The organism is Achromobacter sp. T5-5 (genome assembly GCF_055397965.1).
Genome location: NZ_AP027919.1, coordinates 5,926,102 through 5,940,620, shown reverse-complemented (window position 1 = coordinate 5,940,620; position 14,519 = coordinate 5,926,102). Strand labels below are relative to the sequence as shown.

General features: G+C 65.9%; 13 protein-coding genes. 6 read left to right on the top strand and 7 right to left on the bottom strand.

All coding sequences use genetic code 11. The features are described 5' to 3' along the window. Together gatA and gatC are read right to left on the bottom strand one after the other, a co-directional pair. Positions 1-1,536 (bottom strand): Asp-tRNA(Asn)/Glu-tRNA(Gln) amidotransferase subunit GatA, encoded by a 1,536-nt coding sequence (gene gatA / locus ACZ50Q_RS26860; RefSeq protein WP_092579259.1) that lies wholly within the window; start codon positions 1,534-1,536, stop codon positions 1-3. Between the two features lie 3 nt (positions 1,537-1,539). After that, positions 1,540-1,848, bottom strand: a complete 309-nt coding sequence (gene gatC, locus ACZ50Q_RS26855; RefSeq protein WP_464080034.1) for an Asp-tRNA(Asn)/Glu-tRNA(Gln) amidotransferase subunit GatC — start codon at positions 1,846-1,848, stop codon at positions 1,540-1,542. Between the two features lie 228 nt (positions 1,849-2,076). On the opposite strand from gatC, the gene ACZ50Q_RS26850 reads away from it, so the two are divergent. The 5 genes from ACZ50Q_RS26850 (at position 2,077) to rodA (ending at position 7,722) form a co-directional block, all read left to right on the top strand. Continuing rightward, the gene (locus tag ACZ50Q_RS26850) at positions 2,077-3,120 is read left to right on the top strand and encodes a rod shape-determining protein (protein ID WP_006216320.1); all 1,044 of its coding nucleotides are present in this window, start codon (positions 2,077-2,079) and stop codon (positions 3,118-3,120) included. 84 nt (positions 3,121-3,204) lie between these two features. Continuing rightward, entirely contained in the window at positions 3,205-4,089 is an 885-nt protein-coding gene (gene mreC / locus ACZ50Q_RS26845; RefSeq protein ID WP_076518506.1) for a rod shape-determining protein MreC, read from the top strand. A 49-nt stretch (positions 4,090-4,138) separates the two neighbouring features. Beyond that, positions 4,139-4,645 (top strand): rod shape-determining protein MreD, encoded by a 507-nt coding sequence (gene mreD, locus ACZ50Q_RS26840; protein ID WP_156902912.1) that lies wholly within the window; start codon positions 4,139-4,141, stop codon positions 4,643-4,645. A gap of 15 nt (positions 4,646-4,660) precedes the next feature. Continuing rightward, complete coding sequence (mrdA, locus tag ACZ50Q_RS26835) at positions 4,661-6,589, top strand: penicillin-binding protein 2 (protein WP_464080033.1); 1,929 nt, start codon at positions 4,661-4,663, stop codon at positions 6,587-6,589. Beyond that, on the top strand, positions 6,586-7,722 hold the full coding sequence (rodA, locus tag ACZ50Q_RS26830) for a rod shape-determining protein RodA (protein WP_092579257.1): 1,137 nt from the start codon (positions 6,586-6,588) through the stop codon (positions 7,720-7,722). The genes mrdA and rodA overlap by 4 nt, the downstream gene beginning before the upstream one ends. Positions 7,723-8,214: 492 nt before the next feature. Here rodA and ACZ50Q_RS26825 read toward each other — a convergent pair whose 3' ends face one another. The 5 genes from ACZ50Q_RS26825 to argB all read right to left on the bottom strand — a co-directional run bounded on the left by ACZ50Q_RS26825 (position 8,215) and on the right by argB (position 13,389). Further along, positions 8,215-9,267 (bottom strand): Ldh family oxidoreductase, encoded by a 1,053-nt coding sequence (locus tag ACZ50Q_RS26825; RefSeq protein WP_464080032.1) that lies wholly within the window; start codon positions 9,265-9,267, stop codon positions 8,215-8,217. A gap of 9 nt (positions 9,268-9,276) precedes the next feature. After that, positions 9,277-10,770: a DASS family sodium-coupled anion symporter gene (locus ACZ50Q_RS26820; protein ID WP_076518511.1), complete on the bottom strand. Its 1,494-nt coding sequence runs from the start codon at positions 10,768-10,770 to the stop codon at positions 9,277-9,279. A 312-nt stretch (positions 10,771-11,082) separates the two neighbouring features. Beyond that, positions 11,083-11,658 (bottom strand): nucleoid occlusion factor SlmA, encoded by a 576-nt coding sequence (gene slmA, locus ACZ50Q_RS26815; protein ID WP_076518512.1) that lies wholly within the window; start codon positions 11,656-11,658, stop codon positions 11,083-11,085. Between the two features lie 55 nt (positions 11,659-11,713). Next, positions 11,714-12,460: a pyrimidine 5'-nucleotidase gene (locus tag ACZ50Q_RS26810; RefSeq protein WP_076521904.1), complete on the bottom strand. Its 747-nt coding sequence runs from the start codon at positions 12,458-12,460 to the stop codon at positions 11,714-11,716. Between the two features lie 26 nt (positions 12,461-12,486). Then, positions 12,487-13,389, bottom strand: a complete 903-nt coding sequence (argB, locus tag ACZ50Q_RS26805) for an acetylglutamate kinase (protein ID WP_076518513.1) — start codon at positions 13,387-13,389, stop codon at positions 12,487-12,489. Positions 13,390-13,676: 287 nt separating this feature from the next. On the opposite strand from argB, the gene ACZ50Q_RS26800 reads away from it, so the two are divergent. Then, complete coding sequence (locus ACZ50Q_RS26800; RefSeq protein ID WP_092579253.1) at positions 13,677-14,465, top strand: MetQ/NlpA family ABC transporter substrate-binding protein; 789 nt, start codon at positions 13,677-13,679, stop codon at positions 14,463-14,465. Positions 14,466-14,519 lie beyond the last annotated feature (54 nt).

Genomic DNA, 14,519 nt, shown 5'->3' with positions numbered 1-14,519 from the left:
TCAGCCTTGCTGGACAGGGGCACGCTGATGCCAGTCCGTCACGTGTTGGTAGCGGTCGGCGATGGCCAGCAGGCGGCCTTCGTCGAAGTAGTTGCCGATGATCTGCAGGCCGATGGGGCGCAAACCGCGCTCTCCGCCGAAGCCGCAAGGAATCGACATGGCGGGCAGGCCCGCCAGGCTGACGCCCAGCGTGTAGACGTCGGCCAGCCAGTCGGCGGTCGGGTCGTCGCGGTTGTCGCCGATGTTCTTGGCGACCGTGGGCGTGACCGGGCCCATGATGACGTCGCACTGGCCGGCAAAGGCGCGCTGGAAGTCCTGCGCGATCAGGCGGCGCAGGCGCTGGGCCTGCAGGTAGTAGGCGTCGTAGTAGCCATGGGACAGCACGTAGGTGCCGATCAGGATGCGGCGCTTGACCTCGTCGCCGAAGCCTTCGGCGCGCGAGCGGCTGATCATTTCGTTCAGGTCGCCGTACTGCTTGGCGCGATGGCCGTAGCGCACGCCGTCGTAGCGGGCCAGGTTGCTGGACGCTTCGGCGGGGGCGATCACGTAATAGGCGGGGATAGCCAGTTCGGTGCGCGGCAGCGAGACCGGCACGCGCACGGCGCCCAGCGCCTCGAACTGCGCCAGCGCGGCCTGCACGGCGGCCGCCACGTCGGGGGCGAGGCCCGCGCCGAAATATTCTTCCGGCACGCCGATGCGCAGGCCCTTCAGGGGCTGGCTGCCGGCCGCGTCGAAACGGCCTTGGGCCGCGTCGAAGTCGCGGCGCACGCGGCCGGGCGCATTGACCGCGCCGTCGCATTTTTCCAGGCTGGTGGCGTCGCGCGGGTCAAACCCGCTGATGACGTCCAGCAGCTCGAGCAGGTCGCGGCTGCTGGGGGCCAGCGGGCCGGCCTGGTCCAGGCTGGAGCCGAAGGCCACCATGCCGTAGCGCGAGACGGTGCCGTACGTGGGCTTGATGCCGCTCACGCCGCACAGGGCGGCGGGTTGGCGCACCGAGCCGCCGGTGTCCGTGCCGGTGGCCGCCGCCACCAGGCGCGCAGCCACGGCGGCGGCGGAACCGCCCGAGGAGCCGCCGGGCACGGCCGCGGGGTCCCAGGGGTTCTTGACTGCGCCGTAGGCGGAGTTCTCGTTGCCGGACCCCATGGCGAATTCATCGCAGTTCAGCTTGCCCAGCGACACGGCGCCAGCCGCGCCCAGGCGTTCCACGACGGTGGCGTCGAACGGGCTGACGTAGCCTTCGAGCATCTTGCTGCCCGCGGTGGTGCGCCAGCCGCGCGTGACGAACGCGTCCTTGTGGGCGATCGGGATACCGGCCAGCGGACCCGCGGTGCCGGCCGCCAGGGCGGCATCGGCCGCGCGCGCCTGGGCGAGCGTCAATTCGGCGTCAATATGTAAAAAGGTATTCAGGCCGCTGGCCGCTTCGGCGGCCGACAGGGCGCTTTGCGCCAGGTCGACGGCGCTGACTTCGCGCTGGGCGAGGGCCGCGCGCAGGCCGGCGATCCCCTCGAATTGGGTGTGCAGGGCAGGTTTCGTCATGACTTATTCCAGGACCTTGGGAACCAGGAACAGGCCGTCCTGGGCGTCGGGCGCGTTGGCCAGCAGTTCCTGGCGGCGGGCTTCCGAACCGGCTTCGGTCACGGCGTCTTCACGCAGGCGCAATACGATGTCCTCGTGGGCGGACAAGGGATGCGCCAGGGGTTCGACGCCTTGGGTATCGACGGACTGGAGCCGTTCGATCAGGTGGAGGATGCCGTTGAGTTCGGCCTGCGCGACGGTGCGCTGGTCGGGGGTCAGTTCGATTCTGGCCAGCCGGGCAATGCGGGCCACTTCTGTGTCATTGAGCGCCATGGGGGATTGCAAAATCGATAAGCGAAGGCCGAGGGGCGGGACTGGGCAGTATGCATACGCCGAACCCGTTACAAAGCTTGAATAGCCTGCATTTATGCGCTATTTCCGGGGAAATTATAAGTTATGATTCACGGTTTAATCGCCGTGATGACAGGCGGACCCGTTGTTTTGCGGGCCAGACGCCCCGCGGCATGACCCCAATTCCCCCCAGAATTTAGCTGAGCTCCCATGTTCGGATTCCTGCGCAGTTATTTTTCCAGCGATATGGCGATTGACCTCGGTACCGCCAATACGCTGATTTACGTCCGCGGCAAGGGCATCGTGCTCGATGAACCGTCCGTGGTCGCAATCCGTCATGAAGGCGGCCCCCACGGCAAGAAGATCATCCAGGCCGTCGGGCACGAAGCCAAGCAGATGCTCGGCCGAGTTCCCGGCAACATCGAGGCCATCCGGCCCATGAAGGACGGCGTGATCGCCGACTTCACGGTGACCGAGCAGATGCTCAAGCAGTTCATTCGCATGGTGCACCCCCGCAACATGCTGGCCCCCAGCCCGCGGATCATCGTCTGCGTGCCTTGCGGCTCCACCCAGGTCGAACGCCGCGCCATCCGTGAATCGGCGCTGGGCGCCGGCGCTTCGCACGTCTTCCTGATCGAAGAACCCATGGCCGCCGCCATCGGCGCCGGCCTGGCCGTGTCCGACGCCAGCGGTTCGATGGTCGTCGACATCGGCGGCGGCACCACCGAAGTGGCCGTCATCTCGCTGGGCGGCATGGTCTACAAGGGTTCCGTGCGCGTCGGCGGCGACAAGTTCGACGAAGCCATCGTCAACTACATCCGCCGCAACTACGGCATGCTGATCGGCGAACCCACGGCCGAACTGATCAAGAAGGAAATCGGCTCGGCGTTCCCGGGTTCCGAAGTCCGCGAAATCGAAGTCAAGGGCCGCAACCTGGCCGAAGGCGTGCCGCGCAGCTTCACGGTGTCGTCCAACGAGATCCTGGAATCGCTGACCGATCCGCTCAACCAGATCGTGTCCGCCGTCAAGATCGCCCTGGAACAGACGCCGCCCGAGCTGGGCGCCGACATCACCGACAAGGGTATCGCCCTGACCGGCGGCGGCGCATTGCTGCGCGACCTGGACCGACTGCTCCAGGAAGAAACCGGCCTGCCGGTCGTGGTGGCCGACGATCCCCTGACCTGCGTCGTGCGCGGTTGCGGCGAGGCGCTCGAACACCTTGAGAAACTGGGCGCCATCTTCATCAACGACTAATATTGCCCGCCAGCCCGGAGCCCCGCTTTTTTCTGGCTCCGGCCGCTGCGGGGGCCTCGGACGCGGGCGCCCGGGCTGAGATTCATGCAACGACAAGGGACTCCCCCCCTATTCAGGCGCGGCCCACCAGCCGAGGTGCGGCTCGTTGTTCTGGTCGTCCTGGCCCTGGCTCTGATCGTCATGGATTCGCAATGGCGCATGCTGGAACCGGCGCGCCGGGCGATTTCCGTGGCGCTTTATCCTTTCCAGCGCGCCGTCATGGCGCCGCGCGACCTGGTCCAGCAAGTCAATGAGTGGGTCAACGCGGCCAATCTCATCCGCAGCGAAAACGAGGCCCTGCAGCGCCAGCGCATCGAACTGGCGCAGGTGGCCTCCCATGCGGCCCAACTGGCCGCCGAAAACTCCCAACTGCGTCGCCTGCTGGGCGTGACGGACACCGTGGCGCAGTCCGCCGTGGTGGTCGAAGTCATGTACGAGCCCACCAACGCCTTCACCCAGCGCCTGGTCTTCAACAAGGGCAGCAAGGACGGGCTCGCACCGGGCATGCCCGTGATCGACGAAGGCGGGGTGGTCGGCCAGATCGTGCGCGTGACGCCCATGACCGCCGAGGCGGCGCTCGTCACCGACGAGCAGGTCTCCATTCCCGTGCAACTGCTGCGCAACGGACTGCGCCTCATCGCGTTCGGCGGCAATTCGCCCGGCAAGATGGAAGTGCGCTACCTGGCGGCCAATGCCGACATCAAGGAAGGGGATACTATTGTCACCAGCGGCGTCGGCGGCCTGTTCCCCGCCGGCCTGCCCGTGGCCAAGGTGACCTCGGTGGAACGCGATACCGCATCGGGCTTCGCGCGCGCCGTGTGTGAACCGCTGGCCCACCCCGAACGCTATCGCCACTTCCTGGTTCTACAGGTGGATGTGGATCGCGCCGAATCCAACCGTCAGGAGGTCGATTCCGGTGGATCGGAGTAACCAACAAGCTGCTGGCCAGTCCGCGCGCCGGCTGGGCACGCCCAGCAACGTGCATCCCGACAGGCTGTCCGGCCCGGCGCACGCCGTGTTCGTGTGGGGCACCGTGCTCCTCGCATGGCTGGTGTCGTTGCTGCCGTGGCGCCTGTGGCAGGGCGCGCCCGACGTGCTGCTGCTCATCATCGCCTTCTGGTGCGTCCACGAGCCGCGCCGCGTCGGCCTGTTCACGGCCTTCTTCTTCGGCCTGCTGATGGACGTGCACGATGCCGGCCTGCTGGGCGAGCATGCCTTGTCCTACACGCTCGTGGCCTACGGCGCCGTCGTCCTGCATCGCCGCCTGCAGCGGTTCGATCTCTGGAGCCAGGCGATGCACATGCTGCCTGTGTTCTTCATCGCCCGTTTCCTGACCCAGATCATCCACGCGTGGCTGGCCGGAAAATGGCCGGGCTGGGAGTGGGGCATCAGCGTGTTGCTGACGACCGCCCTGTGGCCGTTGGCGGGCTGGGTGCTGCACCTGCCGCAACGCGGTGTCGACGACGCCGAATCTTCCTCCGCCTGACCGCGGCGTTGCGTCATGTTTGAATTCAAGAAAACCGGCCAGCAGCAGAAGCAGCGCTTCCGCCTGCGCGCCTGGGTGGGTGGCGCCTTTGCGCTGGTCTGCTTTGGAGTGCTGGTGGGCCGGTTCTGGTACCTGCAGGTCGACCGCTACGAAGGCCTGTCCGAACGCGCTGACCGCAACCGCATCGCGGTCGTGCCGATCCCGCCCCGCCGCGGCGAGATCCTGGACCGCAACGGCGAGGTCCTGGCCCGCAACTATCGCACCTACACCCTCGAAGTCGTGCCCGCGCAGGCGGGCAACATGAACGAACTCTTCGAGCGCCTGACCCAGGTCGTCTACATCAGCCCGTCCGACCAGCGCCGCTTCAAGCGCCGCGCGGCCGAGTCCAGCCGCTACGCCAGCCTGCAATTGCGCAACAACCTGAACGACACCGAGGCGGCCTGGTTCGCCGCGCACGCGTTCCAGTTCCCTGGCGTGGAATTGCGCGCCCGCTGGGTGCGCGAGTACCCGCAAGGCGTGTCCGCCGCGCACGTGGTGGGCTACATCGGCCGCATCGCCGACAACGACATCGAAGAGCTGGACCGCGCCGGACAGCTCGGCAACTATCGCGGCACCGAGGTCATCGGCAAGAAGGGCATCGAAAAGACCTGGGAAGAACAACTGCACGGACGCACGGGCCTGGAAGAAGTCGAAGTCACCGCCGGCGGCCGCCCCATGCGCACGTTGCGCCGCATCGATCCGGTGCCGGGCTCGGACATCATGCTGTCCATCGACATGGGCCTGCAGAAGGTGGCCGAAGAGGCGTTCGCGGGACAGCGCGGCGCGCTGGTCGCCATCGATCCGGACACGGGCGAGGTCCTGGCCTTCGTGTCGCAGCCGTCCTTCGACCCCAACCTGTTCGTGGACGGCATCGACGTGGACAACTGGCGCATGCTGAACGAATCGCCGGACCATCCGCTGATCAACCGTCCCCTGTACGGCACATATCCCATCGGATCCACATACAAGCCGTTCGTGGGCCTGGCCGCGCTGGAGCTGGGCAAGCGCCGCGCGACCGACCGCATCTCGGACCCCGGCTATTACGAATTCGGCGGACAGAAATTCCGCAACGCGGGGGGCGCCGCCTACGGCATGACGGACATGCACAAGGCCATTGTCGTGTCCTCCGACACTTATTTCTACTCGCTCGGCCCCGAGATCGGCGTGAACGCGCTGCACGACTTCACCAAGCAGTTCGGATTCGGCCAGATCACCGGCATCGACCTGGAAGGCGAGAAACGCGGCGTGCTGCCGTCCACCGACTGGAAGCGCGCGGCCTACAAGGACAAGGAGCGCCAGCGCTGGTACGCGGGCGAAACGATCTCCGTGGCGGTCGGGCAGGGCTACAACGCCTTCACGCTGCTGCAGCTGGCGCAGGGCACGTCCACGCTGGCCAACGACGGCCTGTACCGCCGTCCGCACCTGGTGCACGCGGTGCGCGACTCGCGCACGGGCGTGGCCAAGCCCACCGAGGCGCCGCCCGACTACCGCATTCCGCTCAAGCAGGCCAACGTGGACGTGATCAAGAACGCCATGGCCGACGTGGTGAAGGCCGGCACGGCGCGCCGCGCGTTCGCCAACACCCCCTACCAGGCCGCCGGCAAGACCGGCACCGCGCAGGTGTTCAGCCTGCGCGGCGGCCACTACCGCGCCAGCGCCATCGATGAGCGCCTGCGCGACCACGCGCTCTTCATGGGCTTCGCCCCGTTGGAACACCCGCGCATCGCCGTGGCGCTGATCGTCGAGAACGCGGGCTGGGGCGCCAGCGTGGCAGCCCCCGTCGCGCGCAAGGTGTTCGACTACTGGCTGGCCAAGGACCGCCAGGACAAGATCGTGCGGCCCGAGGCCGCGGACGCCATGGCGACCGTCGACACCATCACCTCCGATCTGGTGCGCCAACAATGAAGCGTCTTGGCCTCATCCTGCTGCGCGTCTTCACGGCCTTCGACTGGCCGCTGCTCGCCATCCTGCTGATGTTCGCGGCGCTGGGCCTGACGGTGATGCATTCGGCCGTCGGCGGCACCGACTGGCGCTTCGCGGAACAGTCGCGCAACTTCATCATCGCCTTCTTCGCGATGTGGACGATGGCGCTGATACCGCCCAAGCTCCTGATGAAGCTGGCCTTGCCCTTCTATGTGGTGGGCGTCGTGCTGCTGCTGGGCGTCGAATTCTTCGGCGAGACCAGCAAGGGCGCGACCCGCTGGCTGAACCTGGGCGTCACGCGCATCCAGCCTTCGGAAATGATGAAAATCGCGGTGCCCATGATGCTGGCCTGGTACTTCCAGCGCCACGAAGGCGCCGTGCGCGTACGCGACTTCCTGGCCGCCGCCGCGATGCTGGCCGCGCCCTTCGGCCTGATCGTGCTGCAGCCCGACCTGGGCACGGCGCTGCTCGTCTTCGGCGCCGGCTTCTTCGTGATCTATTTCGCCGGGCTGTCGTTCAAGCTGCTGGTGCCGGTCTTGCTGGCCGGCGTCATCGGCATCGGCACGCTGGTCTATTACGAAGATCAGCTCTGCGAACCCGATGTGGACTGGGTCGTGCTGCACGACTACCAGAAGCACCGCGTCTGCACGCTGCTCAACCCCAGCTCGGACCCGCTGGGCAAGGGCTTCCACACGATCCAGTCGATGATCGCGGTGGGTTCGGGCGGCATGTATGGCAAGGGCTATATGAAAGGGACGCAGACGCACCTGGATTTCATTCCCGAACGCACGACCGACTTCATCTTTGCCGTGTACGCCGAGGAATTCGGCCTTTATGGCGGCATCGCGATCCTGGTGCTGTACGGCCTGATGATGGCCCGCGGCCTGACGATCGCTTCCCGGGCCTCATCCCAGTTCGGCCGCCTGCTGGCCGGGGCGCTGACGATGATGATGTTCATCTATGTGTTCGTGAACATCGGGATGGTGACGGGGATCCTGCCGGTGGTGGGCGTGCCGTTACCGTTCATGAGCTACGGGGGGACGGCGCTGTTCACGATGGGAATCGCGTTCGGGATCATGATGAGTATCAGCCGGCATCGGTCAGTGAAGACGTGATGGCGGCGTTGATGCTGTCTTCGTAGGTCACATCAGATCTTCGTAGGTCGCCCGACGCGGCGGAACCCCAACAAAAGCCCAGGCACAGCGCCACCACACGCGAAGCGTCATCACGCCGACGCAAGACCCCGCGTAAGCCCCCAAAGGCCGCCCGCGCGGCCGGCCGGGGGCGGGCCCCGCAAGACGCTCCAACACCCAACCAGCGCAGGCAAGAACCTAAAGAACCCAATTCGCCCCAGCGCCCGTAAAGCTGAAACCACCCGAGCCCGGTGTGGCGTGGGCCTGGGGTGGGCGGGGCGTTCAGGTGCGCCCGACGGAATCCGAAGGAGTCGCCGAAGGCGAGGACGAGGATGAGGATGGGGCAGTCCGGAGCGAAGGCTCCGGACCGCAACCGGAGCCCCGCCCGCCCCAGGCCCACGCCGCGCCGGGCGTCTCAAGAACCCACCTCAACGCCAGCAGCAACAACCCCATCCACGAAAACCCCAGCAAAACCTAAGCCGGCAACGCCTCCGGCACTCCCAATTCCGTAGCCAGCTTCGTCAGCCCATCCCAGATTCGGCTATCAAACTCCACCGAATCCGCATTGACCGCCCGGTTCCGCGCCTCGTATTCACCCGGATACTGCACGGATTCGACCCCCGGCTGCGGCTTGCAGGCATGCAGGTAGTCGATGAATGCGCCCACCTCCATCGACCGCCAGTCCGTGTTGAAGTCGACTTGCGGATCCAGCAGCAGCGCGAACATGTTGTTCGTCGCCACGCCGATGCGCGGATGTTCGGGCTGGATCGTGCCGCCGCCGGACAGCACGCCGGCCAGCAGTTCGGCCACCAGGCCCAGTGCATACCCCTTGTGCCCGCCGAACGGCAGCAGCGCGCCCGGCGGATCGGTGAACAGCGCGCCCGGGTCGGTGGTCGGGTTGCCGTCGGCGTCGATCAGCGACCCCGGCGGGGCCTGTTCGCCCTTTGCGGCCAGCACGCGGGCCTTGTTCACGGCGATCGAGCTGGTGGCCATGTCCACGATAAAGGGCGGACGGCCGCCCGGCAGCGGTCCGGCGAAGCACAGCGGATTGGTGGTCAGGCACGCCTGCGCGCCGCCGAAAGGCGCGACGGTCGGCGAGCGGTTGATCACATTGGTGAACGCCAGCAGGATCAGCCCCTTGGCCGCCACCATCTCGCCGAAATGGCCCATGCGGCCCAGGTGATGGCTGTGGCGCAGCGTCAGGATGCACTGCCCGTGTTCCTGCGTGCGCTCGATCGCCTTCTCGATGACGACCTTGCCCACGTACTGCCCGAGTCCATGGTGGCCGTCGTAGGCCAGCATCGCGCCGCGGTCGTTGACCAGCTCGGGGCGGCCATCGGGCTGCGCCAGCCCCTCGGACAGCACGCGGCGGTAATTCGTCAGGATGGACAGCCCGTGGCTGGTGTAGCCCACCCGGTCGGACTCGACCAGATGTTCGGCCACGTCCCGCGCGATATCCTCGGGCACGCCTTGGGCCATCAAGATCCGGCGGCCGTATTCGTTGGCTTGGGCGATGGTGATTCTCATGGCAACTCCTTACAGCCAGCCCAGCCAGCGCCAGTAGGTCATGCCCATCAGCAGCATCAGCAGATAGCCCACGATGGTGACGATGATCCCGACCTTTGCGAACTGCTTGGCATTGAAAGTCTCCGTGCCCAGGCACACCATGTTCTGCGGCGCGTTGATCGGCAGGATGAAGCCATAGCTGACCACGAAGCCCAGCAGCATCGTCATGCCGAGTCGGCTGAAATCGCCCGGCAGCGTCGCCAGCACCGAAATCAGGATGGGCAGCATGGCCGAGGTCAACGCGGTCGCGCTGGCAAAACCCAGGTGGATGACGATGAGGAAGGCCGCCAGGATGGCGAAGATCGCGAGCGGTCCCAGATGGTCCAGACCGGTGTGCTGCACCACCTGGTTGCCCAGCCATTGGCCGGCCTGCGTCGTCAGGAGGGCGGTGCCCAGGCTGATGCCCACGCCGAACACGATCACCGTGCCCCATGGAATGCGCGATTGCACGTCCTTCCACGTCATCACGCCAAAGCGCGGCAGCATCAGCAGCACCAGGCCGAAGTAAGTGGTCGACGTGGTGTCGAACTTGTGCAGCTTGCCTTCCGTCGACCAGAACAGCAGCAGCATGATCGACACCGCCATCAGGCGCTTCTGCGCGCCGGTCATGGGGCCAAGGTCAAGCAGCGACTTCTCGACGGCTTCCTTGCCGCCGGCGATGCTGTTGCTTTCGGGCGGCAGCAGCTTGAGCACGATGACGATCAGCACCGCCGACATGATCAGCGACCAGGGGGCGCCGGCGATCAGCCAGTCCGACCACGCCACGCGTTCGCCCAGCATCTTTTCCATGAAGCCGACCGTCAGCAGGTTCTGCGCGGCGGCGGTCTGGATGCCGACGTTCCAGATGCTCGTGGCCTGCGCCACGATGATCATGATGCCGGCTGCGATGTTCGAGCGCTTGTCCACGCCGAAGGCCGCGATCACGCCCATCATGATGGGCACCACGGCCGCGCTGCGCGCGGTGGCGCTGGGCACGACCAGGCTGAGCACGATGGTGACCGCGATACATCCGATGAGGATGCGCCGGGTGCTGGTGCCCACTTTGGACAGCGTCACCAGCGCGATGCGCCGGTCCAGCCCCGTGAAGGTCATGGCGGCGGCAATGAACAAGGCGCCGGTGACGAGCGCCAGCGCCGAGTTTGCAAAGCCGGTCAGCGCCATGCTGATGGCGGCCGAGGTGCCGTAGAGGACGTTAGGGTCTTTGATGGTGGGCGCCGTGCCCAGCAGGAACGCCATCAGCGTCGTGATCATGATGGCGCTGGCTTCGTAAGAAACCGCTTCGGTGATCCAGACCACCACGGCAAATGCCAGGATTGCCAGCATGCGATGCCCGGCCACGGGCAGGTCTGCGGGCAGGGGCATCATCAACACGCCGATCATCACAAGGATGCCGGCGATCAGGCCGATGGGAACTTTGGCTTTCTTTGGGGCTTGCGAGGCGGGGACAGCGGTTTCCGCGGCCATATCCTTCTCCGGTTGTGGTCAAACTGACGAAACACCGCCCGCGAGCACGGGAGTCAATCAAATCGGTGTGTCGACGCTACAGGATGATCGTGACGGCATTGAGGAAAACCCGTATTGATGTTGCGCAAACGGATTGGGATCAGCGCTTGTGGAAAACTTGTCATGGGCATTATGCTCGTCGCCCTTCGGGCGCCGCAAGCGCAAGACTGTTGCATTCGCGCAAACGAATCAGGGCGCGACGCGTCCATCAAGCCGCTGGAGCGGCGCCGATTGATGCGCGAAACGGCGCGAAACGGCAAGAATGCGGGCGATTCAGCCCAGGGCCAGACGCAGCTGTTCGTCCAGATGCAGCGTCGGGGCGACGCGCCAGCCGCTCTGGGCATAGCGCAGCCAGCGGCCCAGGACCAGGTGCGTCAGCAGGCTGGCGTGCGCGGCGACATTGGCTTCCTGGGGCAGGCCGCCGTCGGTGATGGCGATGCGCAGGGACTGCTTGAGCGACGCTTCGATCCGGTCGTTGATGTGATTGATGCGTTCCTGCAGCCGGTTGTCTTCCGTGACCAGCGCGTCGCCGGTCAGCACCCGCGTCATGCCCTTGTTGCGTTCCGAAAAGGTCAGCAGCATCGCGACGGTCTTGTGGGCCTGGGGCACGCCATAGGGTTCGGCGGTGGCGATCTGGTTCACCAGCGTGAAGATGCTGGTCTCGATGAATTCGATCAGCCCTTCGAACATCTGCGCCTTGCTCGCGAAATGCCGGTAGAGCGCCGCTTCCGAGACCTCCAGGCGCGCGGCCAGGGCGGCCGTCGTGATGCGGGAAGCGTGCGGCTGCTCCAGCATCTCGGCCAGGGTCTGCAGAATCTGGGTCTTGCGCTCGCCGGGTTTGCTCGCCATGGAAGGGACTGCTTCGCGCAGGATGACGGGTGGGAAGGGGGGGTGGAGCGCGCCGTCAGCCCCGCAGGGGGCGTCGGCGTAACAATAAATCACTGACGCAGTTTACCCGCAAGTCGACGTAGGCCGGGCGGTGCGATCGTCCGCGGCCGAAGGGGGTGCCGGGATGGTAGACGTGAACCGTGCGCAGCCCCGCGAGGCGGGCGCCGCGCAGGTTGGCCAGCGTGTCTTCCACCAGCACGGCGCGGTGGGCGGGGACGCCCTCGCGCGCCAGCACGTAGCGCAGCAGGGCAGCCGAAGGCTTGGGCCGGTATTCGCCGTGCAGGCGCATGTGCTCGATGGCCCACAGGCTGTCGAACTGGCGCAGGATGCCCAGGTGCGACAGCACCGAGCGCGCGTAATGCAGCGGCGCGTTGGTCAGCAGCACCTTGCGGCCGGGCAGGCGGCGCAGCTTGTAGGCCAGCGCCTTTTCCGACCGCACCAGCGGCTTGACGTCGAAGTCGTGGCTGCGATGCAGGAATTCGTGGGCGTCCACGCCGTGATGGCGCACCATGCCGATCATGGTGGCGCCGTAGCGCTTCCAGTACTGCGAACGCACCACGTTGGCGGCATCCACGTCCACGTTGAGCGCTTCGGCCACGGCCATTGTCATGCCGTGGTCGATCCTGGAAAAGATGGCGTGCGACGTGTCGTGAAGCGTGTTGTCCAGGTCGAACAGCCACAGGCGTTCGGAATCGCCCGTGGCGAGGCTGCGCGAGCGGCGCAGGCGCACCGCCGGCCGCAGCAATTGTCGATGGATTCGCATCGGAAGCGCCGCGGACGCGGCCTCCATCAGTGCGAGCTGATCATCGTGCCGACGCCCTGGTCGGTCAGGATTTCCAGCAGCAGGCAGTGCGGCACCCGGCCGTCGACGATGTGCACCGAGTTCACGCCGTTCTTGGCGGCATCCAGCGCGGACGAGATCTTGGGCAGCATGCCGCCGGAAATCGTACCGTCGGCGAAGAGCTCGTCGATGGTCTGCGCGGACAGGCTGCGCAGCAGCTTGCCGCTCTTGTCCAGCACGCCCGGGGTGTTGGTCAGCATCAGCAGCTTTTCGGCGCCCAGGACTTCGGCCATCTTGCCGGCGACCACGTCGGCATTGATGTTGTAGGCCGTGCCGTCGTCGCCATAGCCGATGGGCGAAATGACGGGGATGAACTGGTCGTCCTGCAGCGCCTTCACGACGGCCGGCTCGACCATGGTGATGTCGCCGACGAAGCCGATGTCGATGGGCTCGGACGGATTGTCCTTGTTGGCCATCAGCTTCTTCTGGGCCTGGATCAGTCCACCGTCCTTGCCGGTCAGGCCGACGGCCTTGCCGCCGACCTCGTTGATCATCATGACGATGTCCTGCTGGACCTGGCCGCCCAGCACCCATTCCACGACTTCCATGGTTTCGGCGTCGGTGACGCGCATGCCCTGGATGAAGGTGCCTTGCTTGCCGATGCGGCGCAGGGCGTCATCGATCTGCGGACCGCCGCCGTGCACCACCACCGGGTTCAGACCCACCAGCTTGAGCAGCACGACATCGTGCGCGAAGCTGCGCTGCAAGCGCTCTTCCGTCATGGCGTTGCCGCCGTACTTGACCACGATGGTCTTGCCGTGAAATCGTCGGATATACGGCAGAGCCTCGGACAGCACGGCGGCTTTGACGGCAGGAGACGAAACGGCGGCAGGGTCGGGGGTGTCGGTCATGGCAGCTAAGTCGGCAGATAAATAACAGATAAGTTAGCGGGCGTTGAAAAGCGGGCGTTAAAAAAATGCCTGCACAAAATCGCGGTTGGGACGCGCTGGCGCAAGCATACGACGGATTGTAGTCCCCACAGGTTTCTTATGCTGCAAACCCATGTCCATATGCCCGACAAATAACAGGCATTCAGGTAAATTGGGGGCGTTTTCACAACGGCGCGCCCCGCAAAAGGGGGCCCGCACGACCCCGCGGGGCATCGATCCCCGTTTTTTACCCATAAAAGAGGCAAGACATGCGTTTGAACTTCGTCCGTTCCGTCCTGGCGGCGTCGGTGGTGCTGGCCGCCGCCAACGCGGCCCACGCCGAGAAAGTGGTGGTGGGCGCCACGCAGGTGCCCCACGCCGAGATCCTGGAAGTGGTCAAGCCCGGGCTGGCCAAGCAAGGCGTGGAGCTCGACATCAAGGTGTTCAGCGACTACGTGCAGCCCAACCTGCAACTGGCGGACAAGCAGCTCGACGCCAACTTCTTCCAGCACAAGCCGTACCTGGAGACCTTCAACAAGGACCGCAAGGCCACGCTGGTGCCGGTGGCGCTGGTCCACGTCGAGCCCTTCGGCGGCTACTCCAAGAAGATCAAGAGCCTGTCCGAGCTCAAGGATGGCGCGACGGTGGCCATTCCCAACGACCCGTCCAACGGCGGCCGGGCGCTGGTCCTGATGCAGAAGCAGGGCCTGCTCAAGCTCAAGGACCCGTCCAACATCCTGGCGACCGCCGCGGACGTCGTTGAAAATCCCAAGAAGCTGAAGTTCCGCGAACTGGAAGCCGCCATGCTGCCGCGCGCGCTCGACGACGTGGACCTGGCGCTGATCAACACCAACTATGCGCTGGAAGCCGGCCTGGTGCCGACCAAGGACGCGCTCTTCATCGAAGGCGCCGATTCGCCCTATGCCAACGTCCTCGTGACCCGCAGCGACAACAAGGACGCGCCGGGGATCAAGAAGCTGGTCCAGGCGCTGCACTCGCCGGAAGTCAAGACGTTCATCCAGGAAAAGTACAAGGGCGCGGTCGTTCCGGCCTTCTGAGGCACGGGCCGCGGGCGGCTTGCCTGCCGCCCGCGGCCGGGCGCAAAAAAAACC

Coding starts and splice junctions, on each gene's coding strand:
- ACZ50Q_RS26810 (WP_076521904.1), bottom strand. CDS start 12,460: ATGCGAATCCATCGACAATTGCTGCGGCCGGCGGTGCGCCTGCGCCGC.
- mreC (WP_076518506.1), top strand. CDS start 3,205: ATGCAACGACAAGGGACTCCCCCCCTATTCAGGCGCGGCCCACCAGCC.
- ACZ50Q_RS26800 (WP_092579253.1), top strand. CDS start 13,677: ATGCGTTTGAACTTCGTCCGTTCCGTCCTGGCGGCGTCGGTGGTGCTG.
- ACZ50Q_RS26820 (WP_076518511.1), bottom strand. CDS start 10,770: ATGGCCGCGGAAACCGCTGTCCCCGCCTCGCAAGCCCCAAAGAAAGCC.
- slmA (WP_076518512.1), bottom strand. CDS start 11,658: ATGGCGAGCAAACCCGGCGAGCGCAAGACCCAGATTCTGCAGACCCTG.
- ACZ50Q_RS26825 (WP_464080032.1), bottom strand. CDS start 9,267: ATGAGAATCACCATCGCCCAAGCCAACGAATACGGCCGCCGGATCTTG.
- mrdA (WP_464080033.1), top strand. CDS start 4,661: ATGTTTGAATTCAAGAAAACCGGCCAGCAGCAGAAGCAGCGCTTCCGC.
- rodA (WP_092579257.1), top strand. CDS start 6,586: ATGAAGCGTCTTGGCCTCATCCTGCTGCGCGTCTTCACGGCCTTCGAC.
- ACZ50Q_RS26850 (WP_006216320.1), top strand. CDS start 2,077: ATGTTCGGATTCCTGCGCAGTTATTTTTCCAGCGATATGGCGATTGAC.
- gatA (WP_092579259.1), bottom strand. CDS start 1,536: ATGACGAAACCTGCCCTGCACACCCAATTCGAGGGGATCGCCGGCCTG.
- argB (WP_076518513.1), bottom strand. CDS start 13,389: ATGACCGACACCCCCGACCCTGCCGCCGTTTCGTCTCCTGCCGTCAAA.
- gatC (WP_464080034.1), bottom strand. CDS start 1,848: ATGGCGCTCAATGACACAGAAGTGGCCCGCATTGCCCGGCTGGCCAGA.